Origin of the sequence: Hymenobacter sp. YIM 151500-1 (assembly GCF_025979885.1) — a bacterium.
Lineage (GTDB): Bacteria > Bacteroidota > Bacteroidia > Cytophagales > Hymenobacteraceae > Hymenobacter.
Genome location: NZ_CP110139.1, coordinates 3,207,275 through 3,234,050, shown reverse-complemented (window position 1 = coordinate 3,234,050; position 26,776 = coordinate 3,207,275). Strand labels below are relative to the sequence as shown.

Genomic DNA, 26,776 nt, shown 5'->3' with positions numbered 1-26,776 from the left:
GCCTACCTTTGGTGGGCGGGCTGCCGCCGCCCGGCACCTGCCCGCTGCCGGAGCGGGCGGCGGAAGTTCGGCAAGAGCCTATGCGCGGGCCAAAAGCCGGGTTGCCAACCGGCAGCCGCAGCCTATTGTTCTGCAAAATATACATCTGCGCTGCACCCGCAACCCCCTGGAAGAGGGATGCAGCCACCACGCACCACTTTTTTTCTTGTATGAGCGACCAGCCCACCATCATTTTCTCCATGGCCGGGGTAAGCAAGGTTTACCCGCCCCAAAAACAGGTTCTCAAAAACATCTACCTCTCCTTCTTCTACGGTGCCAAAATCGGCGTGCTCGGCCTCAACGGCTCGGGTAAGTCGTCGCTGCTCAAGATTATTGCCGGGGTTGACAAGCAGTTTCAGGGCGAGGTGGTATGGTCGCCGGGCTACTCGGTGGGCTACCTAGAGCAGGAGCCCCAGCTCGACCCGGCCAAGACCGTGCGCGAAGTCATTGAGGAAGGCGTGGCCGAGACGGTAGCCTTGCTCAAAGAGTTCGACGAAATTAACGAGGCCTTCGGGGCCGAAGACGCCGACTTCGACAAACTGCTCGAGCGCCAAGGTAAGGTGCAGGAACGCCTCGACCAGCTCGATGCCTGGAACCTCGACTCCAAGCTGGAGCGGGCCATGGATGCCCTGCGCACGCCCCCGCAGGAAGCCGTCATCGGCAACCTCTCGGGCGGTGAGAAGCGCCGCGTGGCCCTGTGCCGCCTGCTGCTGCAAGAGCCCGACGTGCTGCTGCTCGACGAGCCCACCAACCACCTCGACGCCGAGAGCGTGCTGTGGCTGGAGCAGCACTTGCAGCAGTACAAAGGCACCGTCATTGCCGTAACCCACGACCGGTACTTCCTCGACAACGTGGCCGGCTGGATTCTGGAGCTGGACCGCGGCGAGGGGATTCCGTGGAAGGGCAACTACTCGTCGTGGCTGGAGCAGAAAGCCTCGCGCCTGGCCCAGGAAGAGAAGACCGAGAGCAAGCGCCAGAAGACCCTGCAACGGGAGCTGGAATGGGTGCGCATGGCCCCTAAGGCCCGCCAGGCCAAGAGCAAAGCCCGCCTGGCCGGCTACGACAAGATGGTGAACACCGATGCCAAGGAGAAGGAGCAGAAGCTGGAGCTGTTCATCCCCGACGGCCCGCGCCTGGGCGCCCAGGTCATCGAGGCCGAGGGGCTGACCAAGGCCTTCGGCGACAAGCTGCTGTTCGAGAACCTGTCTTTCAACTTACCCCAGGGCGGCATCGTGGGCATCATCGGGCCGAACGGGGCCGGCAAAACCACCCTGTTCCGCCTCATCACCAACCAGATGCAGCCCGATGCCGGCACCTTCGAGGTGGGACCCACCGTGCAGACGGCCTACGTGGACCAGCAGCACGACACGCTGGACCCCAACAAAACGGTGTTCGAGACGATATCGGGCGGCACCGAAACTATGCTGCTGGCCGGCCGCCCCGTAAATGCCCGCGCCTACGTGAGCAACTTCAACTTCCGGGGCGGCGACCAGGAAAAGAAAGTAGGCAACCTCTCGGGCGGGGAGCGGAACCGGGTGCACCTGGCCACCACCCTCAAGCAGGGCGCCAACCTCATCCTGCTCGACGAGCCCACCAACGACCTCGACGTAAACGCCATCCGGGCCCTGGAAGACGCCCTGGAGAACTTTGCCGGCTGCGCCGTCATCATCAGCCACGACCGGTGGTTCCTGGACCGCCTGGCCACCCACATCCTGGCCTTCGAGGGCGACTCGCAAGTGGTCTGGTTCGAGGGCAACTTCTCCGACTACGAAGAAGCCAAGCGCAAACGCCTCGGCGACGTGGAGCCCAAGCGCGTGCGGTACCGGAGCCTGGGGTAGGGGTTAGCTAAGCCACGAACAAACGCGCCGCTGGAAGTATCTCCGGCGGCGCGTTTGGTTTTAGTCGCGGGCTAAAGGGCTCATGTAAAGTAAAGCCACCTTTTCTTTACATATCTTCGACTTCGTGTAAAGCAAAATCCATTTTTCTATACATGAGGCCGAATACAAGTAAAGAAACCATGTATTCTCTTTACATGACTTGCCTGCCCAGTAGTATCTAAACCATATGCCCATGTCCTGGCATCCCTCCCTACTGCCACCAGCCGAAGAGTTAGAAACCCGCACTGTGTTGAAAAAGCTGACGCTGGCGCACCGGGCGCTAGCGGAGTTGAAAGGAGTGCTGGGCACTATCCCAACTGAAGAAATTCTGCTGAACACGCTGCCTTTGCAGGAAGCCAAGGACAGTTCGGCCGTGGAAAATATTATTACTACCCACGATGAGCTGTTTCGGGCGGAGCTGCGCTTGGAGGAGCTACCCAATCAAGCCACCAAAGAAGTGCAGAACTACGCGGCGGCGCTGGGGCTGGGCTTCGAGCTGGTGCAGAAGCACGGGTTTCTGAGTGTAAACCACGTGGCCCGGATTCAGGCCGAGCTGGAGCACAACAACGCCGGCTACCGCCGCTTGCCCGGCACCACGCTCAAAAACCAGCAGACCGGCGAGGTGGTCTTTATTCCGCCGCAGGACTACGACACCATCATAGCGCTGATGGGCAACCTGGAACAGTACCTAAACGACGACGCGCTGAGCGACGCCGACCCACTCGTAAAAATGGCCGTGCTCCACTTTCAGTTTGAGAGCATCCACCCATTCTACGACGGCAACGGGCGCACCGGCCGCATCCTCAACATTCTGTACCTGGTGCTCAAAGGCCTGCTCGACTTGCCCGTGCTCTACCTGAGCCGCTACCTGATTCAGCACAAAGCCGATTACTACCGCTACTTACAGCACGTGCGCGACACGGGAGAGTGGGAACCGTGGCTACTCTATATGCTGACGGGCGTAGAGCAAACCGCCCACGAAACCATCCGCCTCATCAACGACATGCGCCAGCTGATGCAGCACACGCGGCAGCGGCTGCGGGAGTACCGGTTCTACAGCCAGGACCTGCTCAATAACCTCTTTCGCCACCCGTATACCAAAATTGAATTCGTACAGCAGGAGCTAGGCGTAAGCCGCCTGACGGCCTCCAGCTACCTCAATCAATTGGCCGAGCCCGGTGGCCTGCTCCAGAAATACAGGCTAGGCAAGTCAAACTACTACGTCAACCAGCCGCTGTTTGACCTGTTGGCGCGGTTAGCTTAGTGCTGTATAGCGTTGGAAGACGTTACCGCCTGGCCACTCACATCCTAGCCTTCAAGGGCGACTTCTCCGACTACGAGGAAGCTAAGAAGAAGCGCCTCGGGGACGTGGAGTGGAGCCCAAGCGCGTGAGGTATCGGAGTTTGGGATAGTATTCAGCTTTGCATCAAGAACCCAACGAGCCGCTGAAATCCCAGCGGCTCGTTGGGTTCTTGATGGCTTCAAAGAAGCCTAGCAACATCATAAACTAGAGCGCCATAGTTAGTTGTCCTACCCTTGGCCGAACTGGCATTTCATCGTAAGTCCGACCGTTAAGCAAACGTCCCGATGCTTTTTTATTTACGCCACCCCACTGCTTGAAGAAAAAGGCAACACCTGCTGCTGCACACTGTTGCTGGATGTCGCGGACCCATTCTTCACGCATTGGTCTAGGTTTCCGGCCGGACTCACCACCTACAATTATCCAATCAATACCTGTTAGGTCGAGGACCGGTAATGGCCCGATCAACGGTTCTAATGAGAGGAATTTGGTTTGCGCAGGAGTGGAACGTAGAAAATCAATTCGGTCTACCACACGGTGGTCTTCTACTGAAACGCCCATCCATATATTATCCGACCAAGTAAGGTGCTCTGCCATGCGAGCTAACACGTCGCCACGCTTTGTCAGCACTTGAAACGTATGTTGCGGACAGTTATTCATGGTCGCAAATACTCGCTGGATGAACTCAATAGGAACATCTTTGTGAAACAAGTCGCTCATAGAGTTAACGAAAACCACTTTAGGCTTTCGCCAACTTAAGGGGCGGCTTATCTCTTCTTCATGCAGCGTAAGCTTAAAGCCATTGGCGTACTTAGCTTGCCCCATGGCATTCAAGCGCTTTGTCAGCACCTCCGCGTAGCAGAACTTGCAACCAGCCGAAATCTTGTCGCACCCAGTTGTAGGGTTCCAAGTCATTTCGGTCCATTCAATGCTCGACTGGGCCATAGATTTACTAATTTGAGTAGCTAGACTAAGTTGTTTGGCTACTCAAATTAACAAAGGAAACCTGAACTTGGTCACCAAACGTGCCTTGAGGACGGACGCTCTTAGCTGGAAAAGCTACAATACGCCCCTGATCTTCTAGGAGCTTTAAGGCGTCTTTATAGTTTTTACCAATGTATTTACCTGTTGTATGATGCCGGTATATGATGTCTTTGGTCGATAAAGTACAGCCGGCAAAGAAGGCAAGTAGCTTCTCCGCCAAGACGTCGATAGGACGTTCTGGTTGGAATAGTTGTAATTGCGGTAGCGGGTCAGTGGCTTTAGTAGGACTATATTCAAAAAGTCCTATCGAATCGGATGGCTTCTTACTTTCGCCAGCCATCACCTCTTTCATCTTGAGGAACCCGTGAGCATTTGTGGTAGCAAAAATCAAATGATGCGTAGTGCGTGTACCATGTTTTGGGTCACGAAAACGATAGTCTACAGTATAGACGCTTTCATCGGCTGACAAGTGCGGTGCCATTCGCTCCTTTAAGGCCTGTTCTACTGCTTCAATAATTGCTTCCTCCCGCTTAGCTGATCGGTTCTTTCCCTTAGTTTCTTCAGTAATGCGGCTCAATTCATCACGCAATGTGCTAGCACGTTGCTCACCAAATAATAGCGCCATATTTTCAATAAAGACCGAGTTAGAAAGTGCAGGGTTGATTCGTTGATAGTTAAAGAATATGATAACTTCACAAGCCCAAAGTTTTAATATAGAGGTGAGTAAGTCAATTGTAAGGCCGTTATAGCCCCATGGGTCCACAAAAACTAGCATGGGCGGGCGAGGCCTGTCTGTACGAGTAAATAGTTGCTCTATTTTTCCAGTGCCGACCTGCTCGTTCATAAAAAAAGGCTTATGTCTTATGGTGTCGACACCAGGGAATGCATTTACCTCATTTTTAAGTTTCTCATATGATTTAGGGTCGCGTTCATTGAAAACGATTTGTAAATGCTGTTGCAAATCCGCTTCTTCTATAGCTCGACGCAGCACAAGCAGTGGCGTAGATTCTTGCCCATTACTATAGCGCCCCTGCCCAGCGAATAAGTCAACATAAGCTGCAAACTTGGGCGGATGAGCCCGGTTCTTAACTTGTGGAATAATTATTTTTGCCCAAACGTACAGATATTTAGCGACGATGGTTGACTTGACTAATGACCTTTCAGTTTGTTCATCGAAAAAATCCTCGGTACTAGTAGAAGCCATTCTTATAAAACTGGTTATGGTTGTTTTTCAATACTATGAACAGCATTCGGTATTTGCAAAGAAGAAGTAATTACTTGTAGTATTATCGCCTTCGGTTGCTAAGACAATTGCAATAGCGTTTCTGAAATTTTGCTGATTACCCCCTACCTCCACCGCTTCACCCACCTGCGCGTGGCGCGCAGCCGCCAGCACGGCGAGGCGCCGTATAAACCCGCTCTGCTGCTGGCCGTGCTGGATGGCATCGAAGACGGCACCATTCAGGACAACCGCATCCACATCACCCCGGAGCTGCTAGCCGCTTTCCGCAGCCTCTGCCGCGACCTGAGCACCTCGGCGCTGTTTCGGGCCAATGACTTTTTCCTGCCGTTTTACCACCTCACCGGCGACAGGTTCTGGCGCCTGCGTACCTACCCCGGCCTGGAAGTAGTGCTTACGGCCTCTCGTTCGGTCAAGAGTTTTCGGAGCCTGCGCGAGACGGTGGAGTACGCCACCCTCGACCCTGACCTGTGGCTTCTGCTGCTCGAGGCCCCGGCCCGCGAGGAGCTGCGCCAGGCCCTGCTGCGGCGCTACTTCCCGCAGACGCGCCACTGTTACCGCCCCGCCGCCGGCACCGAAGCCGTGCAGGCCATCCGCCGGCAGATGTTGGAGGAGCCCGCCGCCGTGTACCGCACCCACTTGGCTCCAGCCGACGAGTTGGACACCGCTGTGCGCAGCGGCCTATTCAAGCGCGTGGTGCTGGAGGCCTACGACCACACCTGCGCCATTTCGGGGCTGAAGCTGGTGAGCACCCACACGGCCACCCCTAACCCTCTGCTCGACGCCTGCCACATCGTGCCCTGGGCCCAGAGCCACGACGATACCCTCCCCAACGGCCTGGCCCTGACGCCTACCCTGCACCGCGCCTTCGACCGCCACCTGCTCTGGATAGACGATACCTACCGTGTCTGTCTCGCCGATGGTTTTGCGGAGCCCGCCGGCGCGGCCCACGGCATCCGGCAGTTTGAGGGCCGGCAGCTGCACCTGCCCCCGCAGCCGGCGTGGTGGCCGACCGTGGAAAACCTGCGAATGCACCGGGGCCGGGGATGAGGCACAAGCCACAATTGCACAATGCAGCCGGGGTTGCCGTATGGCCAGTGTGACCTAGTAACGACAAACGCCCCTGGCTAAGCAGCCAGGGGCGTTCGTTGTAGGAGCTGTGTTACCTCACTTCAGCAGCAAAGCGAAGTGAGTTGGGAATGCCGGGAGCTTACTGGCGGTACGCCTGCCCGAAACGGACGATTTGGCCGGCACGTTTGCCGTTGCGCTTCACGCGGGTGCCTTCGGCTAGCTCCAGGCCTACCACCGGTGCCTCACAGCTGTTCAGCACAATGTTCTGGTCGACGTAGCCGGCGGCGGCAATGTGCAGCACCTGGCCCTGGTATACGGGCTCTTGCAGCAGGTACTTCCCTTCGGAGTTGGTGATGGTGGGGAAGCGGCTGCCTTCCAGCATCACGGTAGCACCCACCAGAGGCTGGCCCTGGGCATTGAGCACTTGGCCACTGAACTGGGCGCACCCCAGCCGCGTGGTGGGAGCCGGAGCTGCTTTCGGGGCAGGCTCGGCCAGGGCAATACGCTCCGAAGCCAGCGCAGGAGTGGCATCAGCGCGTTGGGCGGAAGCAGCCAGCGGAGAAGTCAGCAGGGCCGCAAAAGAGGCAAGAAGTAGAAAACGTTTCATATGAAAAAGGCAGCTGGTTCAGTGATAAGTGCTGCGCTAAACGTGGGCCAAACAAAAAAGTTGAATAAAAACTAAAAGAAATGCTAAGCTCAACTGTAGTGCCTTCATACAGCAGCAAAAACGCCCGAGCCTTTTGCTGTTCAGCAAAAGGCTCGGGCGTGTTGCGGACGGCTGGCACCCGTCGTTACGGGTGGCGCCGGGGCGTCTAATATTTGATCTTGCCCGTGGCGGTGGTGCGCTTGATGCGCCCGTTGTTCCGGAGGCGGGTACCAGGCAGTAGCGTAAGGCTAATGTCGGAAATCTGGCAGGTGGTGAGCGGAATGTCCAGGGCGCTGTAGCCGGCGGCACTTACGGCCAATGTAGCCCCCGTCGTTACGGGGCCCCGCATCACGTACTGCCCCTCCGAATTGGTGGTATGCACATTGAGGGTTCCTTTCACAAGAACGGTGGCACCTACCAGCGGCTGCCCGTTTTGGTCGAGAATTCGGCCGGTTACAGTGGGGCAGGAATCCTTGCCGGGTTCTTGCTGGGGCCGGCGGGTCGGTGGGGCAGCCGGCGCATCAGGCAGGGTGGCAATCAGCTGTGCAGGCAGCAGAAGAGCCAGAATGAGGGAGTACAGGTAGTGCATTAGAAAAAGATAAGGAACTAAAAAAAGTGCATGCCCGTGGCAAATGCGGCCCGAAGTTAACTTTGTATTCGCCATGTTGTATACAACAGCGGCGGGAACTTCTACTACCTGCTCATGGTACAAAGGCAGCCTAGTCCCTTTTCTATGACCTCCTCCCTCGATTTGCCCGAGTTTTACCCTCAGGTGCTAGAAAATCTGCGTCAGGTTTTCTTCGTGTATGACCCGGCGCAGCAACGCGTAGAAACCGTAAACGCGGCCTACGAGCAGGTGATGCGCCGCCCCCGCGCCCAGCTCAACGACGAGTTGCCTCACCTGGTGGCCTTGCTGCATCCCAACGACCGGGCCTATGCCGCCCGCTGCTGGCAGTTATGGAACGCCGGCCGTCTCAATGAGCAGTTTGAGTTGCGCCTGCTGCACCCCGACGGCGCGGAGCAGTGGCTGTGCGTGGACCCTTATCATACGGTGGACGCTAGAGGGCAGGTGCTGCTTAGCGGCCTGATTACCGATATTACCGCTTCCAAGGAGTACATCAACAACGCCAATAAGTTCAACGCCAAGAAAAATGCTACCCTCGAAATTCTCTCGCACGACCTAGCCGGCCCGTTTGCCATGCTGCAGCAGCTGGCTGGTTACATTGAGGAGCGAGTGGAGCCCCTGCACGACGAAACCCTGATTGAGCTGCTGCGGGTGATGCACGACACCTGCCGCGACAGCGTAAACCTGATTCGTGACTTTGTCGACAACGAGTTTCTGGAATCGGCTAATGTGGAGCTGAAGCTGGAGCGCTACGACCTGGTGGAGCGGCTGCGCCTGATGATGGAAGAGTATAAGCGCAGCGAGGAGCAGCTGGCCAAGCGCTTTCACTACGAAGCCTCGCACCCGGTCATCTACGCTGAAGTCGACGAAAATAAGTTTATGCAGGTGATGAACAACCTGCTCAGCAATGCCATCAAGTTTACGCGGGAAGGTGGCAATATCTGGGTGCGCGTGGCCCAGGAGCCCGGCTACGTGCTGGTTTCCGTAACGGATGATGGTGTCGGCATTCCGCAGGGCATGCAGCCAGTGCTGTTTGAGCGGTTCACCAAGGCGCGCCGCCCCGGCCTGCGCGGAGAGAAATCAACGGGCCTGGGCATGTCCATTATCAAAACCATTGTGGAGCTGCACCAAGGCACCATTCAGGTCCAGAGCGTGGAAAACCAGGGCTCTACCTTCACCATCCGCCTTCCCGATCAGTTGAAGTCGTAAGCAGCTTTCATAGTAAAGCACCTTTGCAGGTCGTCTGTCCTGCTCCAGCTGGCATCCGCTTGCCGGGTCGAAGGTCGCCGGAAGCCAGCGGCTGGCGCGCTGCCGCATGAGTGGTACCTGTCCTGCTGAGCAGGTGGCGCGTCAAGCCAGGGTGCGCAGCCGTAGCCGAACCGAAGGTCGCCGCAGGCAAGCAGCTCTCCCGCTTCGGTGCAGGTGCAGTAGTATTCAGAGGAAGCGGGAGATATGCTGCGCGGGGCCGCCGCCAGCTAGAGCAGGGCAGCCTGAATCATAGTCGCACCTCCAGCTAAAGGGCACCCAGGTCGTCTTCCGGTCAGGAAGGGCGTTACGCGGCCTACCAGGCTGGTGGCTACTGCCGGTCGCGCTTGCGGGCTTTGTCGGCGGGCATCAGCGTGACGGTGACGGGCAGGAAGTTGCTGGCCAGCACCTCGCGGCCCTGGTAGCCGGCGTAGTCGTACTGCAGGGTGTTGGTGCCGGGCGGTACGGGAAGCGTGTAGTGGCCGCTGGCGTCGGTGCTGGTAGCTTCCTTCGTGCCTTTGAGCAACACCGTGGCGCCCTGCAAGGGCCGCTGCTGCTCGTTGAGCACATATCCCGTGAGCAGCACCCGCGTCGTAGAGTCGGCGTCGGCGGCCGGCGGGGTAGCGGTAGCAGCCGTTGAGGCGGGCAGTGCTTCCGGAGCGGGGGCAACTGGGGCCGCCGAGACCTGGGCCGAGTCGGCGAGGACAGGAGCGGGGGCGTCTTGCGCAACGGCCTGTCCGGCGCGCACCAACAAGGCAGCAAAAAGGAGAGGGTAGAAGAACGTTTTCATAGGAAGGACGGGGAAGAGTACGAAGAGCGGAACAACCTGATTCGGCTGCTGCCCCGGCTGTTTTAGGCTAGGGCAAAGTGCCGCAATTAGATATGTGCAAAAGAAGAAATTTTCACATCAACTTAAAAGCAACAGGAAATTTTTTGAGCACCTAACGCCTGCCGAACACCAGTAGCTACCTAACAGAAAGAAAAACAACCTGCTAGAAATCTGCCGTCTGCCAGAGCAGTCAAGGCCTTTGGCAAAACAGGCCACGAATAGCAACTGTTATAATGTACTAATTTATTGGAATAAGTAAACTAATGCCTTACATACGTGTTGTGCAGCTACGTAGTTGAGGACCAGGCTCGGGCCGGACCAACGGCACCCGCGCGGGTTACCAGCAAACCTGCGCGGCCCGCCCGCGTAGGCACTGATGCCAGCAGTTGGCATCGTTCCTCCTTCTTCCTTAGAATAGCCACGTTCGTATGTGCGGCCGCTACACCACTACTGCTCCCCGTCCGGTACTCGAAAAGCGTTTTGAAGCCACCTTCGCTGCTCCCGAAGCCGCACCCAACCACAACGCAGCGCCCTCGCAGCAGCTACCGGTGGTGCGCAACACCGAGCCGGGCCAGATTCAGCTGCTTCAGTGGGGCCTGCTTCCGGGTTGGGTCAAGGACGTGCAGCAGGCGCCCAAGCCCATCAACGCCCGCGCCGAAACCCTGGCCGAAAAGCCTTCGTTTCGGCAGCTGCTCCAGCGCCGCCGCTGCCTGGTGCCCGCCGATGGCTTTTATGAGTGGCAGGCCATGCCTGGCAGCCGGGGTAAGGTGCCGTACCGCATCTTGCTGCGCAGCGAGGAGCCCTTTGCCTTTGCAGGGCTGTGGGATGAATGGGCTGACCGGGCTACCGGAGAGGTGAAGCCCACGTTCACCATCATCACCACCGAGCCCAATTCCCTCATGGCGCCCATCCACAACCGCATGCCGGTGATATTGCGGGGCCGCGAGGCCGAGCTGGCCTGGCTCGACGATGGCCTGAACGCCGCCGACCACCAAGCCCTGCTGGCGCCCTACCCGGCCGAGCTGATGCGCGCCTACCCCGTTAGTACGCTGGTGAACTCGCCGGCCCACAATTCACCGGAGGTGTTGCAGCCTGCCGCCGCCTGATGAAGCGCCCGGTTACTTCCCAGGCTCCTTGGGGCGGGTTGCCCCGCTGGGTGGGCGTCCTGCTGGGCTGCTGGCTGGCCCTGGGTGCCGCAGCCCAGGCTCCGCTCACGCCCCGGCAGCTGTACCCTGGCTTGTTTGAAGCCGTGCAGCTTGGCCGCATCTACCCCGACAATAAAACCTTTGTGGATGCCGTGCCCCGGCAGCCGCCGGCGGCCATTCGCCGGGCCTGGGAGCAACAGAGCCGCCAGCCGAACTTTAATCTGCGGGCCTTTGTGGAGCAGCACTTTGTGCTGCCGGCCCCGGTGGGCGGCTCCTACCGCACCCGCGTGCAGGCCGGGCTGAACCGCCACCTCGACACGCTCTGGACCGTGCTGCAACGGCGCCAGGATACAGCTGTGGTAGAAGGATCGTCCTTGCTGCCGCTGCCCTACCCGTACGTGGTGCCGGGCGGGCGGTTTCGGGAGGTGTACTACTGGGATTCGTACTTTACCATGCTGGGCCTGCAAGCCAGTGGCCGCCGGGAGCTGGTACGGGCTATGGTCGATAATTTTGCGTATCTGATTGGGCGTTACGGCTTTATTCCCAACGGCACCCGCACCTACTACCTCACCCGCTCCCAGCCGCCCTTCTTCAGCCGCATGGTGCTGCTGCTGGCCCCTACTCCCGGCCCCGCCGCCGACTCGGTGCTGCGGCGCTACCACCCGGCCCTGGTAGGGGAGTACCGGTTTTGGATGGCCGGCGCCGACTCCCTGCGGCCGGGCACGGCGCACCGCTCGGTGGTGCGTCTGCCCAGCGGCGAGGTGCTGAACCGCTATTGGGACCTGAGCGACCAGCCCCGCGAAGAGTCGTACCAGGAGGACGTGACGGCGGCCAAGCGCAGCCCGCAGCCTCCGGCGCAGTTTTACCGCAACGTGCGCGCCGCGGCGGCCTCGGGCTGGGACTTCAGCAGCCGTTGGTTTGTGCCGGGGCAGGGCTTGGAGTCTATTCGCACTACCAGCTTCGTGCCCGTCGATTTGAACTGCCTGCTCTTTCAGCTGGAGCAGCTGCTGGCCCGCAGCAGCCGGGCCGCAGGCGACGCATCAGCGGCCCGCCGCTACGAGCAAGCGGCCCAGGCCCGGCGCCAGGCCGTGCTGCGCTACTGCTGGGATGCCCGCGCCGGCTGGTTCGTGGACTACGACTGGGAGCAACGGCGGCCTTCGCCGGTGCGCACCCTGGCGGGCATGTTCCCGCTGGAAAGCGGCCTGGCCACCCCCGCCCAGGCCCGGCAGGTGGCTGCTGCCCTGGGCCGCGACTTTCTCAAGCCTGGTGGCCTCGTCACTACCCTTGCTGCTACCGGTCAGCAGTGGGATGCCCCCAACGCCTGGGCGCCGCTGCAATGGATGGCTATTGAAGGCCTGACTCAGTATGGGCACAAAGAATTGGCCAACACCATCAGTGGGCGGTGGGTGACGCTTAACCGCCGTGTGTTCGAGCAAACCGGTAAGCTGATGGAGAAATACAACGTCGTAAACCCCAATGCGCCGGCCGGCGGCGGTGAGTACCCGTTGCAAGACGGCTTCGGGTGGACCAACGGCGTGCTGCTTCAGCTCCTGCAACGCTACCCCGAAACTAGGTAACGGCGGCTTTGATTGTACCGCGAAGCTGCACTTCGCAAGGCGTCCGCGTCATCTGGGCTTCACCCCAACGACATCGTTCTAACGCTTCGCGGTACACTTCATATCCTCAACCCTAGGCATCGTCCTGCTCCGGCTGCACTCAGCAGTACAGGTAGCTTCAAGCATCAGCACGCCAAGCAGAGCAGGACGGGCTATAAGATTACCGCTTGCGCAGGCGGCGGTAGGCAGGGGCTACTTTCCGTTTCTTCCGCTTGAGTATGCCGGAGTCTGCTGCGGATGCTGCCGAAGAGGAGGTAACTGTTGCGGCCGGGGGCGGAACAGCTGCGGAAGCGCCAAGAGACGAAGCGGCAGCTGATTCGAGTACGCCAAAGCTGCCTAGCACGAGGAGCGCGAATAGCTTGTTCATAGTATTTTGTTTAGGATTTACAGGACAGCTCGGCAAGTAGATAAATTATTAAGAAATAGACAAGCTGAATATAGCATCTCACAAAAAAAGCCTGCTCGGGAAGGAGCAGGCTTTTACTGGTCTGGGGAAGACAGCAAATCAAGCTTACCGAACGGGCTTCGGTTGCGGCACGGTGTCTTCCGAATCACGCTCAGCAGCTTTGGCAGCCGCAAAAACGCCGACGCTGGCTATAACAGCAATGCCGATGATGAGCTGAGTGGTAGTGAAGCGCTGAGCAGCTTTTTTCAGCAAGTGGCCGCCGTGCCGGAGCAGGTCGTCGAGCTGGTCGGCCTCGCCCTGAAATACTTTATAGGCGCTTTGCAGGGTATTGATAATGTCTTCGGGAGCAATTTTCTCGACTTGCTGCGGGAGTTGGTTGTTCATAACAGAAGGAAAGTACAGTGAAAGAAAGTGCTGCGGTGCTACCAAAGCACCTCCGGAAGCCGTGTACGGGAAAACCACCGCTAAGGCTACATGAAGTAGAAGTGAGACAGTGAGAAGTGAGAAATGAGACTTCCGGTTTTCTCATAGACCGGAAGCAGTGAGAGGTAAGAGGTGAAACTTTGTTCCAGCAGTGCTTGCCTCAGAACGAAGTCTCACTTCTCACCTCTCACTGTCTCACTTCCAACTACCCTTACTCCACGGCCACCAGGCGGCTGCTGACGCGGCTGCCTTCCTGCACGTGACAGTAGTAGGCGCCGGCGGCTAGCTGGCTGGTGTCTACGGGCAGCTGGTGCTTGCCGCGTGGCAGGGCCCGGTCGAGGGGGCGCAGCACTTCCCGGCCCACGTTGTCGAACAGCACCACCTGCACGTGGCCGCCTTCCGACTCAAACTCCACCGTGGCCCGCCCTTCCCGAATCGGGTTCGGAAACACCCGGAAGCCCGCCACGTTGGTAGCCGCCGCCGGCGCCGTGCCATTGACGACGCCTTGGCGGATGACCGGCACGTACGGGAATGGGCTCTGGGCTGAGGGCAGCAGGGCGTTGATGGTAGCCTGGGGCACTTTAAACCAGTCTTTGAGCACGCTGGCGTAGATGGCCCGGAAGTCGAACTGCATGGGCACGTTGTCGTTGACGCCCGCGTTGGCCGGAATCACGGGATTGGTGCCGTGGATGCGCGGGTTCACGCTGGTACCGAACACGATGAGCGGAGCCGCCGCGCCGTGGTCGGTGCCCTTGCCGGAGTTGGCCTTGATGCGGCGCCCGAACTCCGAGAAGGTCATGCCCACCACCCGGTCCTGAATTTTCAGCAGGCGCAAGTCGTCCTGGAAAGCCTCAATGGCCTGCGACACCCGGCCCAGCAGCGTGGCGTGGCTGCCGGTAGTCGTGCTGCCCGTAGCCGACACCTGGTTTACGTGGGTGTCGAAGCCCCCGATGTTGCAGACGTAGATGCGAGTTTGCAGGCCGCCGGCCACCAGCTGGGCCACAATCTTGAGCTGGTCGGCCAGGGAGTTCTGGCCGGCGGCGGGGTACATCGTGGACAGGTTCTTGGCCTTGCCGGCCGCCGTCTGGATGGCGGTGGTGTACACCTGGGTTTGCTGCACCACCTGCCGGATAAAGGTCAGCTCGTGGCCGGCCGGGGTGTTGGGGGCAGCATCCACGCCTCCGCTCAGCAGCTGGTAAAACGACGAGGTGCTGGCAATGGCCATGCCCATGTTCAGGGTAGGCCCCTGCACGCAGTTGCTCACCACCGACCCGATGCTGATGGCCAGCGGGTCGGGGTTTTGGGTGCTGGGGTAGCCCTGCGGATAGCCCGGAAACTCGTCGTCGAGGTAGCGGCCGGCCCAGCCCGAGGCCGTAGTCACGTTGGAGTCGGAGCCGGAGGTCCAGATGTCGGTGGCGCGGAAGTGGCTGAAGTTGGGGCTGGGGTAGCCCACGCTGTGCACCACGCCCACCTGCCCGTTGTCGTAGAGGTTTTTGAGGCCCGCCATGGCCGGGTGTAGGCCAGTGGCCTGGGTGAGGCGCAGGGCCTGGTTTTCGGGAATGGCAATGTCGGCGCGGGCCGCCATCAGCCCCGCGTACTGGTCCAGGGGCAGAATCATGTTCAGCCCGTCGTTGCCGCCGTTCAGCTGGATGAGCACCAGCACGTGGTCGGTCTGGGTGGTGCCCCCGGTCAGGGCAAATAGCTCCTGCGAGAAGCCGTACGCCCCAATTGGAAAGCCGCCCAAAAAAGCCGGCAGCACCGTGGCGGCCGCCGTAGTCTGGAGGAAATGTCTGCGTTTCATTGGCTCAATGAGTGAATGAGTGAGTGAGCGAATGATTGAATGAGCGAATGAGTGAAAAGGCAATTCGGGCGTCTTTAATCTGCCGTTTTGCCATTCACTCAATCACTCATTCGCTCATTCACTCATTTAGCTAAGATGATATTCCGCCAGGCCCAGAATGGCCTTAAACAAGGCGCGGAGCTTGGATTCGACTCCCATTCTTCTGGTGGCGTTGGTGGGCGCGGCCAGGTAGCCGTTCCACTCCACCGTCCACTCAAAGTCGGGCAGGCCGGGCAGCAGAATGTCGTTGAGGTAGCTGAGCTGGTTGGCCGTGAGCGGAATGGGCAGCAGCAGCTTGGTGAACTCCGCAATCAGCAGGTTGGCATCGGCGGCGGTGGCGGCGGGCAGGGCCTGAGCCAGAGCCAGCACGTCGGTTTTCAGGTTGTAGGCCGTGTTATTGATGTAGCGCGTGTAGCCGTTCTGGCTTACCATCAGGTCCGTGAACTGGCTGCGGCGGGGCAGGGTCACGGCGTTGATCCACATTTCGTAGTACTGGGGTGTTTGCCAGTAGGCGGGCCAGCCGGCCACGTTGGGCGGGTCGCCGAGCTGCTGCTGCTGCACCGAAGCCCGGTCCACGAGCCAGTCCCACATGCCGTATTGGGCCGTGACGTTGGAGGCCGGCGGGAACTGCAATTGCAACTGCCGGGCCGTGCCCACCACAAACTCAATGGGACTTTTAATCACGCAGCCCATGCTCATGGTGTCGAAGAAGTGCTGGCTGCCCAGCAAGGCCCGCAGGGTGGGTACCACCTCGTAGTTGTTTTGCTTGAGCAAGGCCGCCAGGGGCTGAATCACGCTCTGCTCGGTGTTGGCGTCGATGACGTAGTACACAAACCACCGGTAGAGCTTGCGGGCCAGAAACAAGGCCGTATCGGTCTTGTCGAAAATCATGTCTACCAGCGCCTTGTATTCCTGGTCGCCCTGGTTGGCAATGGTCTTGTTGCCGAAGGCGGCGCTGAATTGCTTGGTGGTAGTGTCGTGGCGGTTGGCCGTGTAGTAGCTGTTGATGTCGGTGGCGGAGTCGCGCCAGCCGGTAAGCACCTTGGCGGCGGCCTGCACGTCGGCTTCGGTGTAGGTGGTGTAGTTGCCGGGGCCGGCCAGCGGGCCTTTGCCCACGGTAAACAGCTCCAGCAGCTCGCGGGCATAGTTCTCGTTGGGGGCTCCGGCACGGTTCTGGTTGCCGCCCAGGTAGCGCAGCATGCCGGGGTCAATGGTAACGTCCTTGGTCAGCTGGCGCATGTTGCCCAGCGCCGAGCTGCGCAGCATGGCCTGGTAGCGGTAGCTGTAGCGGCCTTCGTAGATGTCGTCGAACTCAATCACGAAGTGATTGTGCCAGAACAAGGTCATCTTCTCTACCAGCGTAGTGCTTTGCAGCATCTGGCCCACCCACCAGGCGCGCAGGCTGCGCATGCGCCAGTACTCGAAGTCGTTGTTGTAGGGCAGGTTTACCCAGGTTTGGCCCACGGCCACGCTGGTGTCGTTGGTGAAGCCGTTGACCGGGGGCGCCGGGGCAGCTGGAATCGTGAGCAGCCCGTTCAATACCTGGGTCAGGTTGCTGCCCGCCGCGGCCAGAATCTCGGCGCGGGTGGGCCCAAAGGTGGTTCGGCGCAGCAAGTGAGCGGCCTGCGTGTAGCCCCAGGGGCCGGTATACGCAGCCAGGCCGGCCGTGGGCCGGGCCGTAGTGGGCAGGTGCCTGTTGGCGAACCGGCTAACGGTTTCATCATCTCCACCGGGTGGGTCGCCGCCGGCCGCGGCTGGGGTGGGCGCCGCCTCCAGCATGGCCGCGGCGGGAGCCGCCAATGGTGCCGTCTGCTTACTGAGGAAAGTTCTACGATTCATAGGCAATTGGTTGGAAAGGAGGAAGAAAGAACGGGTAAGCAGCTTGTAAGGAATGAGTTACGCTATTGATATGCAACACAGAGTTCAAAAAATATCTAGATAAAATACAAGTGTTGCGGTTTAATCTTGCATCAGCACTATAGTTTTCTTGAAATACTGCCTAATAAAATTTTGTGTCGGCTATCTTTCATTGCGAAGGCCAAACAAAAAAGCCCAACTCAGCAGCTGAGTTGGGCTTCCGCATGACTATCAAGGGGTTGGCTTATTCAAAGACTTTCACCACAAACACATAATCCTGGAGCTTGCGGATCTGCTGGGGACGAGAAGTGCCCGCCAGCTGGTTGCCGCGGGGCAGGTTGTACGACTGGCCAGCCCCGGTGGCGCTCAGCGAATCCACCAGCCGCATCAGGTACGACGACTTGGTGGCGAAGGCCGCGCTCTGCACGTCCATCTGCCGGCCGCTGATAACGCCAATCAGGTTGCCCCGGTCATCGAGCAAAGGCCCGCCCGAGTTGCCGGGGTTCACCGGAATGCTGATCTGGTAGAAGCCCGTGTCGCCCTCGAAGCCCGAGCGGGCACTCAAGGAGCCATCGTTAAACACCAAGTCCTCGCGCGGATAGCCCAGCGTGTACACCCGCTCGCCCAGGTCCGACTGCCCCCGCTTAAACGAATACGGCAGGCGGCCAAAACCCTTGAAGCTTTTGTCTTTGATTTGCAGAATGGCCAGGTCATGCGCCACATCAGTAAACACCGGCTCGGCCCGGAACCGCTGCTGGTCGCGGCCCTCAATCAGCAGCGAGTCGGCACCCTGAATGACGTGGTAGCTGGTGACCAAGTAGCCATCGGCGGTGAGAGCGAAGCCCGTGCCGCTGAACTTGCCGGGGTTGGCGCGGTCGGGTTGGGCGGCATCTATCTGGTTCAGGGCCCGGTTCATGGACCGCTGGGTGCGCTTGATGCGCTCCACCTCGCGCCGCAGCACGGTGTAACCGTACAGAGAAGGCTTCTGCGAAGCCCGCCACCACTCCAGGCCCAGTAGGGTAGCAAACACGGCCATAATGGCCACCGAGGCGGCTACCATCATGGTGGCGCGGTGCCCGTTCCAGAAGGCGCGCAGCTTCTGCTCAGTGCGCGAAATGCGCAGCAGCGGCGGCGGGGCCTGGCCCGTAGCAAAGGGCGCGGCCGGAGCATCAGCGGCCGGCGACGCGAGGCGTACGGCTTCCTCGGCGTCCATATCGGCCTGGATGGCGCGCAGCTTACGGCGCAGGCTGAGGCGCTGGCCGTAGGCGGTGAGCGTGCCCGTCAGCTCCTCGTACTCGCGCAGGCGCCGGGCCAGCTCGGGGTCGGCGGCCAGGCGCTGCTCCAGGCTGGCGCGGTCGGCCGCGGCCAACTCACCAGCGCGGTAGGCGTCAAATAAAGCGTAGTAGTCGGCTTCCGTTTTCATCTCTTATTTAGAAGTGAGAAGTAAGACATGAGAAGTGAGACTTTTGTGCTGACGACTGCGCCGCCTGAACATCATCTCACTTCTCACCTCTCACTGTCTCATATCTACATTAGCTCTTGATACTGGCTGAAGAACAGCTTCTTTAGCCGGACAAGGCATTTATACTTTTGGTTCTTGGCATTGTCGGCGTTGGTGTAGCCAAACTCGGCCGTAAGCTGCTGCATCGACTTGTCGAGCAGGTAAAATCCTTCCAATAGCGAGCGGCAAGGCTCTCCCAGGCGGTCCAGGGCTTGCGCCATGGTCCCCATCCGGCGGTTGCGCTCCTCGGCCTCCTCCAGGTCGGCTTCGGCGCCGGTTTCGAGGTAGGGCTCGTGGTCGTCGAGGCGCCCGCCGAAGCGGGTTTTCTCAGTCAGGCGCTTCAGCCACAGGCGGCGACACACGGCGTAGAGGTAGGTTTTGATCTGGCAGCTTAGCTCCAGGGAGCCGTCGCGAACCTTCTCATAAAACACCATGACGCCCTCCTGATACACATCCTTGGCTTCGTCGTCGGTGCCGCTGTTTTGCAGCACGTAGTGCGAAATCATCGGGAAGTGCAGCCGGTAGAGCTGCGCCAGCGCCCGGTCGTCGCCGCGACGGATGGCCGCCACAAACTCCTCGTCGGTGTAGGAAGGTTGTCCCTTACCCATTCGCTTTGCTGATTAATACGTGGTGCCCGGCGGGGTAACCCGGCGAAGAAATAATTTCTATGGTTGGGTTACCATTCGCCATGGCGGGTATGAAAGGCGTTTTTTGGACTACAATTTTCAAACCTACTACCAAAATGAAAAACCTGCTGAAGGTATCTGCTCTGGCTCTGGTATTCGCTGCTGGCCTCGCTTCCTGCGAAACCAAGAAGGCTGAAGAAACCACCACCACGACCGAAACCACCGCCGTAGACGCCACTGCCACGACGACTGACTCGGCCGCCACGGCTGCTCCCGCTACCACCGACCCGGCTGCTGCCGCTACTGCTGCTCCCGCCGATGGTACTACCACCACCGAAGCTTCGTCGACCACCACTACCACGACCGAGCAAAAGTAATTGCGCACCGGCTCTGGCCGGCCTGCTGCTTCCCAGCCCGGATTCTGCTCAGCGGAGTCCGGGCTGCTTTTTTGTCAGCAAGGAAAGTTACCGAGAAAAAGGCTGGTAAGGTTCTACTTGCCGCAGCTTGTTAAACGACCAGCAGAATGTAACGCGAAGTTGTACTTCGCGAGGCGTAAGCACCATCAGGTTAACCCCCAACGGCCTCGTTCTAACGCCTCGCGAAGTACAACTTCGCGTTACATTCTGCTGGTCGTTCAGGAGGGCGGGCGCGTGCGACGCGCCCCTACAGTTTTTCCTCCAGCCACAGCAAGCCCGCGGCCGCCAGAAACACTAAGAAACCCACCCAGCGGGGCCAGTATGTGCGCGCTGGGGGCACGACGGCGGCAGTAGGAGTTGAGGGAGGCGCAACAGATTGCCAGCCCCTGGCTGCCGCGGAGCGGGCCTGCTGCTCGGGGCCGCGCCAGTCGGCTTCCCCGAACACGTAAAACCACTGGCTGCTTGTGCCAAGGCGGACTTCGTGCCAGCCGGAAACGGCCGGCCAGAAGGTGGCGGTGGCCCACTCTGGTACGGCTTCGTCCTGGCGCAGGGCGAGACGCACGGACGCGCCGACCGGAGGGCTCAGGGCCAGTGGGGTGCGCGGCGCGTTGGTGGTTTGGAGCAGCAGCGGCGCATGGGGACGGGGCCAATTGTTGAGCGGAGTTAGCTGAAGGCCAGTAGTAGCAGGCGGTGGGGCTACGGCCGTCAGCAGGCGGCTCCAGTAGGTGTCGTAGGCGGTGGGGGCACCTTGCAGCAGCCAGGTGTAGGTTTCGGTGGCGGTAGTGAGCAGCACCTGGCCCAGGCCCACACGCTGAGTGGCGGCCACGGGGTGCTGGTCAGCGTCGAGTATCACCGGGCGCAAGGCTGGGCCCGGAGCCAGCGTGGCTGGGGCCAGCGCCGTGAGGCGGGCCGGAGCATCGGGCCAGGTAAGGCGGTGGGCAACCGTCGCCGCGGCCCCAGAGCGGCCCTGCACCCGAAACGCCGCCCGGCCGGGTAGCTGAGCGGGTAGGGGCGCGGTGGCCTCGGTGAGCAACAGCAGCCCCAAGCTGCCCCGGCGCACGGCCTGGTGCACACCAGCCGCCTCGGCTGCCGACAAGCCGGCCAAGGTGCCGGGGTCGGTGAGCACCACATCGAAGCTCCGCAGCAGGGCCGGGGTAAGGCGGCCCAAGGCTGGGCGGGAGGGCAGGTTCAGAAACTCCGTTTGGGTGAGGCCACGGCTGAGCCCGGTACGCACTGCCACCTGATGCTGGTGGGCGGCTAAGTGGTTTTTCAGAAAGCGCACCTCGAACGAAGGCGCCACGGCCAGCAGCAGCACCCGCAGCGGCCGGGCGGCCTGGACGTCCAGCGGTACGGGCTCGGCTGCCACCCGCTGCCCAGCCTGCCGGGCCACCAGCGTGTACACGGCCCGCCCAACCGTTTTGGGCGTGTAGCGCACCCGGAAGGCCCCCTGGCCAGCTGGCAGCCGCACCGAGTCACGGGCGGCACCAGCCGCGTGCAGGCTGATCCATACGGGCTCGTTGCGGGCTGGCGGCTGCTCGAAAAAGCCTTCCACAGCCCAGCTCTGGCCCAGCTCCGGCTGCCGGGCCCAGGCCGCCGAACGGAACCCCACCCGGGGCCGGGGCTGGTGAACTACCAGCTGCGCGGCAGGCAGCAGAGGCACGTCGGCGGCGGGCAGGCCCTGGCCCAGCACGTGCAGCCGCCGCAGCTGGGGCAGCAGGTGACGTAGCACCGGGAGGTTGCTCAGCGTGGGCGTGTCGGGAGCCGCAGTTCCAGGCTCAGCCCCGTAGCGCCACAGCGGTGTACCCGCGCCCAGGCGGGCCAGCAGGTGGCGCAGCGTATCGGGTTGGTAGCCAGGCGTGAGCAGAATAGCATCGGTGGCGACGGGCGCGGGTGCCGTTCGGGCTGGCGGAAATGCCAGCAGCCACAGGCCGCCCACAGCTGCCAGCCCGGCTGCCAGCCGCGCCGCCCGCCATCGGCGGTTGGGGCGCCGCCACGCCGCCACCGCCAGCCCGCCGCCCAGCACCACAGCCAAGGCCAGCAGCAGATAAAAAGGAAAAGTGGCGGGCATTTGAGGTGAAGGGATGATGAGGTAAATGGTGACAGGTGACAAGAGAATGGTCATGCTTCATCTGGCGTCCGCGCAGCCGGAGGCGAAGTCGAAGCATCTCTCCCGCTTCGTCTGGATAGCACTGCACCGAAGCGAAAGAGATGCTTCGCGGGGCTCAGCATGACAATACCATTGCAACGTCAGTACGCGAGATGCTTCGGCAGGCTCAGCAGGACGTTCTAGCGACTTTCTATAATAGCCGCAAAGGTGTTAGTTATCTGGTTACAAGCAAGATATGCTACTTGCCGCTTTGAGGTTTTTCCGGTTCTAAGCAGAATTCATCATTGACTTAGCTCCTGAAAATAACGCTGGGCGAGGCGAGTGGGAGCAGCGGGCGGGCGAGATGGAGCAGAGCGGGGTGGAGGTAGAAGGTCGGTGAGGGCGCGTTCTACTATGGGTACCGCGGCCAAAGGGGGCGGAGTACCGGCGCGTAAGGCGCTGCTGAGGCGGCGCAGCTCGCGCAAGGCGGTCAGGTAGGCGCCCGGCTTTTGCAGGGCCGCGCGGGCCAGCTCCTGCCCGGCCTGGTCGAGCGTGGCGGCCGTGCCGGTGGGGGCTGGCTGGCCGGAGCGGAGCTGCTGAAGGGCCCGCAGGGCGGCCCGCACGGTGGGCTGCTGGGGTGGGGCGCTGGTGGTAGCCTGGCGGCGCGGGGCGGCAGCCCCGGCCAGGTCGCCGGTGAGGCGGGTGGTGGCTTCGGGCATGGGCGGGGGCGTGAAGCCGGCTTTTTTGACGTAGGCACGGGTTTGCTGCTGCACCTGCTTGAGCAGGCGCAGGGCGCGGTACTCGTAAGGCAGGGCCTCGCGGGGGCGGCCGGTGCGCAGGCGCAGCTCGGCTTCCCACATTTCGCTGAGCACGGCCCGCAGCTTGGCTTTCACGGCGGGCTCCAGAAAATCGGCGGTTTCGGAGTCGTCGTGGCGGTGGATGTAGGGCTCCATCAGCTCGGCGGCAGCGGCAGCGCCGGGCGGTGCGTCGGCTGGCGGCGGGGTGTGTGCGTGGCCGTGGTCGTCGGCGGGGTGCTGGCCGGGTGGGTGGTCGTGGCCGTGGTGCTCGTCGTGGTCGGTGGCGGCGGTATGGTCTTCGGCTACCACGGAGCCCAGGCCGGCGTCCTCGTCGGCGGGAGCTTCGGCCACGGGCGGACGGGTAGCCGCCCCAATGCTTTCCTCAAACTCTTCACCCAAAAACTTGCCGTAGCGCAGGCGCAGCACCTTTTGGTCGAAGCCGATGCTGTTGGAGCGGTCCAGCAGCGTGGCCTGGTCGAGGCGGGGCTGTTCGGTCAGGAGCTTTTCGGTGTCGATGATAATCTGCCGCTGGCTGCGGAAGTAGGCCGGGGTGGTATTCACGCCCAGGGACGCATCCAGGGCGCTTTCCTGCACGGTGGTGTCTTCCCACTGCACCAGGTAAGTGTCGGAGCGGGTGAGCTGGCGGCGGTTGTCCCAGGCCTGCACGTAGAAGTACACCTCGTCGCCGTAGGTGAGGCCCAGATTGGGCAGGCGCAGCACGTGCCGCAGGCTGGCCGTGGCGGGCTGGCCGCTGAGCGGCGCGCTCAGGTCGGTAACTACTTCCCGGAACTTCACGGCTTCGCCCTGGCCCTGGGCCACGGTAGCCACCAGCCGGGCCCGGCTCAGGCCGTAGTCGTCGCGCAGGCGCACCTGCACCGCCACCTGGGGCGGGCGGCCAAACTCGGCCAAGGTGTAGGCTTTGGGGCTGATAATCTGCACGGTGGGCGCGTGGTCGGGCTGCACCTCGATGGCGTATTCCTCGGAAACCTGCCCGCCCAGGCGCACCCGGTACAGGGCCGAGGCCGTCAGCGTTGCCTCCGCCGCAAACTCTCGGCTGGGGCCCTGCCCCGTGGCGCGCAGCAACACCCGGCGCCCGCCCAGCTCCAGTACCGGCGCCGCGGTGGTGGGGCGGCTTACCTGCACCGTCCAGCGCACCCGGCTGCCCTGAGGGCAACGAAACGAGGGTTCAGCGGGCGAAAACGCGGCCCGGCGAGTGTAAGCCGGCGGCGTAACCAGCAGGCGAGTAGCCAGGATGCGCGGCGCGGCTGGCGGCAGGGCGGGCGTTTCCGAAAACCGCAGCTGCACAGGCTTCTCCTCGGCCCGGCCTGCCGGCCCTCCGGCAGCAGGCCGCAGCCCCCAAGCCCCGGCAGCCAACGCCAGTAGCGCCGCGCTGAGCAGCAGCGGCCCGCGCAACGGCACGGGCAGCAGCGGCCGGGTGGTAGCGCGCAGCTCCCGCAGGCGGCTCAGCACCCGCTGCTGCTGAAGCTGCACCAGCAGGTTGGGCTCCACCGGAGCCGGGAGCAGTAGGCCGGCGCTGTCTTCGAGGGCGGGATAGAGCCGGTCGAGGTGGCGGGTGAGGTCGGCGGGAGACGCGCGCAAAAGACGGCGCAACTGCCAGCCCACCACGCCTAGCCAGAGCACGGTGGCCCCGGCTACCGGTCCGCGGAGCAGAGGCCAGCCGGTGCCCAGGGCCAACAATAAGGCCAGCGCGGCCAGGGCCGGCAGCAGCAAAGCCACAGCCCGCCGCCCCAGCCACGCCCGGTGCAGGGTGCGCAGCAGCGGAGCAGCTTCCGAAACGGCGGCGGGGGCAGTCAGCAGCAGGCTCATGCGGGCACGGCAACGGGAGATGAAACAACGGACGAGCGGGCCGCCAGCCACCGTTCTGCCCCAAACAGCAACCCGGCCGCCAGCACCACCCAGGGCGTCAGGTCGCGGGTAGGGCCAGCGGGAACGGGCGGGGCACTGGCGGGGGCAGCCGGGACGGAGGGCAGCTGCGCGGCGTCGAGCAGGCGCGGGTCGGGTTGGGGCGGGCGGGGCGGCAGCAACAGGGGCAGCAGCAGGGCCGGCAAGTCGGGACTATCGGCCAGTTCGCTCCAGGCCGGGTGCAGGCGGGTGTGCAGCCGATACCGCCGGCCGTGGCCTTGGTGCTGGGCTATGAGCAGAGGCTGGCCCGTGGCCGTGGTCCAACGCACATCTTCATCCAAAGCCACCTTGGTCGGGAGGCTGAGCCGCTGAATTCGTACTATGCTGCTACTGCCGGGAACTGCAACGGATGTTGGGGCCACGGTGCCGGGGGCCGGGGCATCTTGCCACAGCTGGAGTCCCTGGGCTATGCGCCGCTGCCAGACGGCGGGCACGGCATCGTCGCGCAGCCAAAACAGCCAGTCCAGCGAATCGGAAGCGGTGGGCGGTGCTTGGGAAACGGTAAGGCGCGGGGCCAGGGGCAGCACCGAGCCAGCGGCTCGTAGCGCGGCCCGCAGCACGCGGGCATCGGGGGTGTGGGCGGCATCGTGGCTGAGGTGCAGGCGCAGGGCGCGCGTGTGCACGGGCACCGTGTAGCTGGCGCCGGCCCGCGTGATGCGCACGTGGCCGGGCGCAGCTCCGGCCTGAAGCACGGCGCCTGGCAGGCCCGGCACCGGCACGGTAGCCCCCACGCGTGGGCGGTTCAGTGTCAGCGTTTGGTAGTGGATGCCGGTTTCGGAGCCCCGGCCCAAGAGCAGGGCCAGCCGGCCGGGCGCTACTGCCCAGGCTGCCACCGGCCACACCACGGAGTCGGGAGCCGGAACGGGGTACCACTGCACGGTGGGCGGCAGCGTAGGCCGGGTGCCCCGAAAGTCGCTGAGCAAAGTGGGGGCTACCACCAGCAACGGGCGGCCCGGCAACGAGTCGGCGGCCTGGCGCACGAGGCTCCACACCGGGCCGGCTGCCGCCGAAGAATCAGGTGGTAGGGCGGTCAGGACGGTTGGGGCCGGAGCCGCGGTAGAACCGGCGGCCGCGCGGCGCTGGGCCCACTGCTCAGGGCTCAGCAGCGGCAACCCCGGCGCCAGCGTCCGTACTTCATAGCCGCGCTGCCGCAGCGAATCCACCAGCGGCACCACGCCGGACAGAGCGGCGGGGCTCAGCTGCGGGCTCAGCAGCACCTGCCCGCGGCGGGGCGGAGCTGGCAGCTGCTGCGTGGGGCCCGCCACGGCCAAAGCCAGCAGCCCCAGCACGGCGGCCCGCACCAGCAGCAGCAGCAACTGCTCGGGCCGGAGGCTGCGTAGGCGGCGGTTGGCAGCCGCTTCCAGCCACCGCAGGCTGCCCACCTGCACCACCCGCCCCGGCCGCCGGTTCCAGAGGTAGATAGCCACCGGCACGGCCAGCCCCAGCAGGGCCAGCCAGCCGGTAAATGCGTGTTGGACAAAGAAAGCGGGCAAGAAGGGAGGCAGGTGTGAAGTGAATACAGCTACAGACACAGCTTTGGGCGTCAGCGTTGCGGCAACAAAAGGGCCGCCGCTGCGGGAGGCAGCCGCCGGTTCAGGGCCGCGGATGGCTGAGGCTTTGTTGGAGCGAAGCCAGCAGCGTCGTCATGGCTTCCTGAATGCCCTGGCACTGCTGCACCATGCGCGGCCGGGGCTCCCCCCGGTCGTTGTACTGGTCGTAGCTGCGTAGGGCCGGCTCCACGGGGATGCGGTGGGTTTGCGCGGCCGTGGTGCCGATGGCGGAAAAGGCGTCCTGCCGCAGCCATTCTACCAGGCCATCAGCCAGGCGCGCACTGCTGGCATCTCCCACCACCGAGGTGGCCGCGTAGCGAGGGTAGCTGATGTCGGTCAGCTCGTAGCGCAGGGCCCCATCCTGAGCCCGGAAGCTGAACAGGAAGAGCAGGGTAAAACTTCGGGCATCCAGGTTTTTTTGCGCCGGACCATAAGCCTGGGTCAGGGCCCGGCCAAGCAACACCCCTCGCTCGGGAGAAGCCAGCTGAACTACGGCCCCGTATTGCTCGAAGTGGCGGGCTACCCACTCCTGGGCACGGCCGTATAGCTCGGCCCGCGGCACGCCCGGCACCGGCAAAGAACCCCGGAAGCTAATCTGGTAGGTTGCGGAATCAAGCGGCAGGCCCGGTAGCCGGCGGACGGCTGGGCGCTGGGCTCCAGTTGGCTCAACGGTTTGCGCTACAGCCGGCGCGGCCGTCAGTAGCAAAATAGGGAGTACATAGCGAAGCATACCG

21 protein-coding genes are annotated in these 26,776 nt (G+C 62.2%); 7 read left to right on the top strand and 14 right to left on the bottom strand.

Annotated elements, in window-relative coordinates; genetic code table 11:
• Positions 1-209: 209 nt before the first annotated feature.
• Together ettA and OIS53_RS13600 are read left to right on the top strand one after the other, a co-directional pair.
• Positions 210-1,877 carry an energy-dependent translational throttle protein EttA gene (gene ettA, locus OIS53_RS13605; RefSeq protein WP_264679122.1) on the top strand — a complete coding sequence of 556 codons (1,668 nt, stop codon included), beginning with the start codon at positions 210-212 and terminating at the stop codon, positions 1,875-1,877.
• Positions 1,878-2,109: 232 nt separating this feature from the next.
• Positions 2,110-3,180 carry a Fic family protein gene (locus OIS53_RS13600; protein WP_264679121.1) on the top strand — a complete coding sequence of 357 codons (1,071 nt, stop codon included), beginning with the start codon at positions 2,110-2,112 and terminating at the stop codon, positions 3,178-3,180.
• Between the two features lie 243 nt (positions 3,181-3,423).
• Here OIS53_RS13600 and OIS53_RS13595 read toward each other — a convergent pair whose 3' ends face one another.
• Both OIS53_RS13595 and tcmP read right to left on the bottom strand, forming a co-directional pair.
• Positions 3,424-4,161 carry a DUF5131 family protein gene (locus OIS53_RS13595; protein ID WP_264679120.1) on the bottom strand — a complete coding sequence of 246 codons (738 nt, stop codon included), beginning with the start codon at positions 4,159-4,161 and terminating at the stop codon, positions 3,424-3,426.
• 25 nt (positions 4,162-4,186) lie between these two features.
• Entirely contained in the window at positions 4,187-5,404 is a 1,218-nt protein-coding gene (gene tcmP, locus OIS53_RS13590) for a three-Cys-motif partner protein TcmP (protein ID WP_264679119.1), read from the bottom strand.
• 129 nt (positions 5,405-5,533) lie between these two features.
• Between tcmP and OIS53_RS13585 the strand changes: the two genes are divergently transcribed.
• Complete coding sequence (locus tag OIS53_RS13585) at positions 5,534-6,490, top strand: HNH endonuclease (RefSeq protein WP_264679118.1); 957 nt, start codon at positions 5,534-5,536, stop codon at positions 6,488-6,490.
• Between the two features lie 160 nt (positions 6,491-6,650).
• On the opposite strand, the gene OIS53_RS13580 is transcribed toward OIS53_RS13585, so the two are convergent.
• Entirely contained in the window at positions 6,651-7,118 is a 468-nt protein-coding gene (locus OIS53_RS13580; RefSeq protein WP_264679117.1) for a carboxypeptidase-like regulatory domain-containing protein, read from the bottom strand.
• Between the two features lie 205 nt (positions 7,119-7,323).
• Positions 7,324-7,746 carry a carboxypeptidase-like regulatory domain-containing protein gene (locus tag OIS53_RS13575; RefSeq protein ID WP_264679116.1) on the bottom strand — a complete coding sequence of 141 codons (423 nt, stop codon included), beginning with the start codon at positions 7,744-7,746 and terminating at the stop codon, positions 7,324-7,326.
• Between the two features lie 144 nt (positions 7,747-7,890).
• Here OIS53_RS13575 and OIS53_RS13570 point away from each other — a divergent pair, with 144 nt between their 5' ends.
• Positions 7,891-8,991, top strand: a complete 1,101-nt coding sequence (locus OIS53_RS13570) for a PAS domain-containing sensor histidine kinase (RefSeq protein ID WP_264679115.1) — start codon at positions 7,891-7,893, stop codon at positions 8,989-8,991.
• Between the two features lie 367 nt (positions 8,992-9,358).
• On the opposite strand, the gene OIS53_RS13565 is transcribed toward OIS53_RS13570, so the two are convergent.
• The gene (locus OIS53_RS13565) at positions 9,359-9,817 is read right to left on the bottom strand and encodes a carboxypeptidase-like regulatory domain-containing protein (protein ID WP_264679114.1); all 459 of its coding nucleotides are present in this window, start codon (positions 9,815-9,817) and stop codon (positions 9,359-9,361) included.
• Positions 9,818-10,284: 467 nt separating this feature from the next.
• Here OIS53_RS13565 and OIS53_RS13560 point away from each other — a divergent pair, with 467 nt between their 5' ends.
• On the top strand, positions 10,285-10,962 hold the full coding sequence (locus tag OIS53_RS13560; protein WP_264679113.1) for an SOS response-associated peptidase: 678 nt from the start codon (positions 10,285-10,287) through the stop codon (positions 10,960-10,962).
• Positions 10,962-12,578: an alpha,alpha-trehalase TreF gene (gene treF / locus OIS53_RS13555; RefSeq protein WP_264679112.1), complete on the top strand. Its 1,617-nt coding sequence runs from the start codon at positions 10,962-10,964 to the stop codon at positions 12,576-12,578. Before OIS53_RS13560 ends, treF begins: the two co-directional genes overlap by 1 nt.
• Before the next feature lie 550 nt (positions 12,579-13,128).
• Here the strand turns inward: treF and OIS53_RS13550 are convergent.
• The 5 genes from OIS53_RS13550 to OIS53_RS13530 all read right to left on the bottom strand — a co-directional run bounded on the left by OIS53_RS13550 (position 13,129) and on the right by OIS53_RS13530 (position 19,252).
• Positions 13,129-13,407, bottom strand: coding sequence for a hypothetical protein (locus tag OIS53_RS13550; protein WP_264679111.1), 279 nt, complete (start codon positions 13,405-13,407; stop codon positions 13,129-13,131).
• A gap of 250 nt (positions 13,408-13,657) precedes the next feature.
• Positions 13,658-15,247: a DUF1501 domain-containing protein gene (locus OIS53_RS13545; RefSeq protein ID WP_264679110.1), complete on the bottom strand. Its 1,590-nt coding sequence runs from the start codon at positions 15,245-15,247 to the stop codon at positions 13,658-13,660.
• Positions 15,248-15,373: 126 nt separating this feature from the next.
• Positions 15,374-17,125, bottom strand: coding sequence for a DUF1800 domain-containing protein (locus tag OIS53_RS13540; RefSeq protein WP_264679109.1), 1,752 nt, complete (start codon positions 17,123-17,125; stop codon positions 15,374-15,376).
• Positions 17,126-17,387: 262 nt separating this feature from the next.
• Positions 17,388-18,566, bottom strand: coding sequence for a trypsin-like peptidase domain-containing protein (locus OIS53_RS13535; RefSeq protein WP_264679108.1), 1,179 nt, complete (start codon positions 18,564-18,566; stop codon positions 17,388-17,390).
• Positions 18,567-18,670: 104 nt separating this feature from the next.
• Positions 18,671-19,252 carry an RNA polymerase sigma factor gene (locus tag OIS53_RS13530; protein ID WP_264679107.1) on the bottom strand — a complete coding sequence of 194 codons (582 nt, stop codon included), beginning with the start codon at positions 19,250-19,252 and terminating at the stop codon, positions 18,671-18,673.
• A 134-nt stretch (positions 19,253-19,386) separates the two neighbouring features.
• On the opposite strand from OIS53_RS13530, the gene OIS53_RS13525 reads away from it, so the two are divergent.
• A complete protein-coding gene (locus OIS53_RS13525; RefSeq protein WP_264679106.1) occupies positions 19,387-19,647 on the top strand; it encodes a hypothetical protein in 261 nt (86 codons plus the stop codon).
• Between the two features lie 286 nt (positions 19,648-19,933).
• Here the strand turns inward: OIS53_RS13525 and OIS53_RS13520 are convergent, their stop codons facing one another.
• The 4 genes from OIS53_RS13520 to OIS53_RS13505 form a co-directional block, all read right to left on the bottom strand.
• On the bottom strand, positions 19,934-21,754 hold the full coding sequence (locus OIS53_RS13520; protein ID WP_264679105.1) for a hypothetical protein: 1,821 nt from the start codon (positions 21,752-21,754) through the stop codon (positions 19,934-19,936).
• A gap of 320 nt (positions 21,755-22,074) precedes the next feature.
• Entirely contained in the window at positions 22,075-24,396 is a 2,322-nt protein-coding gene (locus OIS53_RS13515) for a DUF4175 domain-containing protein (protein ID WP_264679104.1), read from the bottom strand.
• Positions 24,393-25,985, bottom strand: coding sequence for a BatA domain-containing protein (locus tag OIS53_RS13510; protein ID WP_264679103.1), 1,593 nt, complete (start codon positions 25,983-25,985; stop codon positions 24,393-24,395). Before OIS53_RS13510 ends, OIS53_RS13515 begins: the two co-directional genes overlap by 4 nt.
• A 100-nt stretch (positions 25,986-26,085) precedes the next feature.
• Complete coding sequence (locus tag OIS53_RS13505; protein WP_264679102.1) at positions 26,086-26,772, bottom strand: DUF4468 domain-containing protein; 687 nt, start codon at positions 26,770-26,772, stop codon at positions 26,086-26,088.
• Between the last annotated feature and the right edge of the window lie 4 nt (positions 26,773-26,776).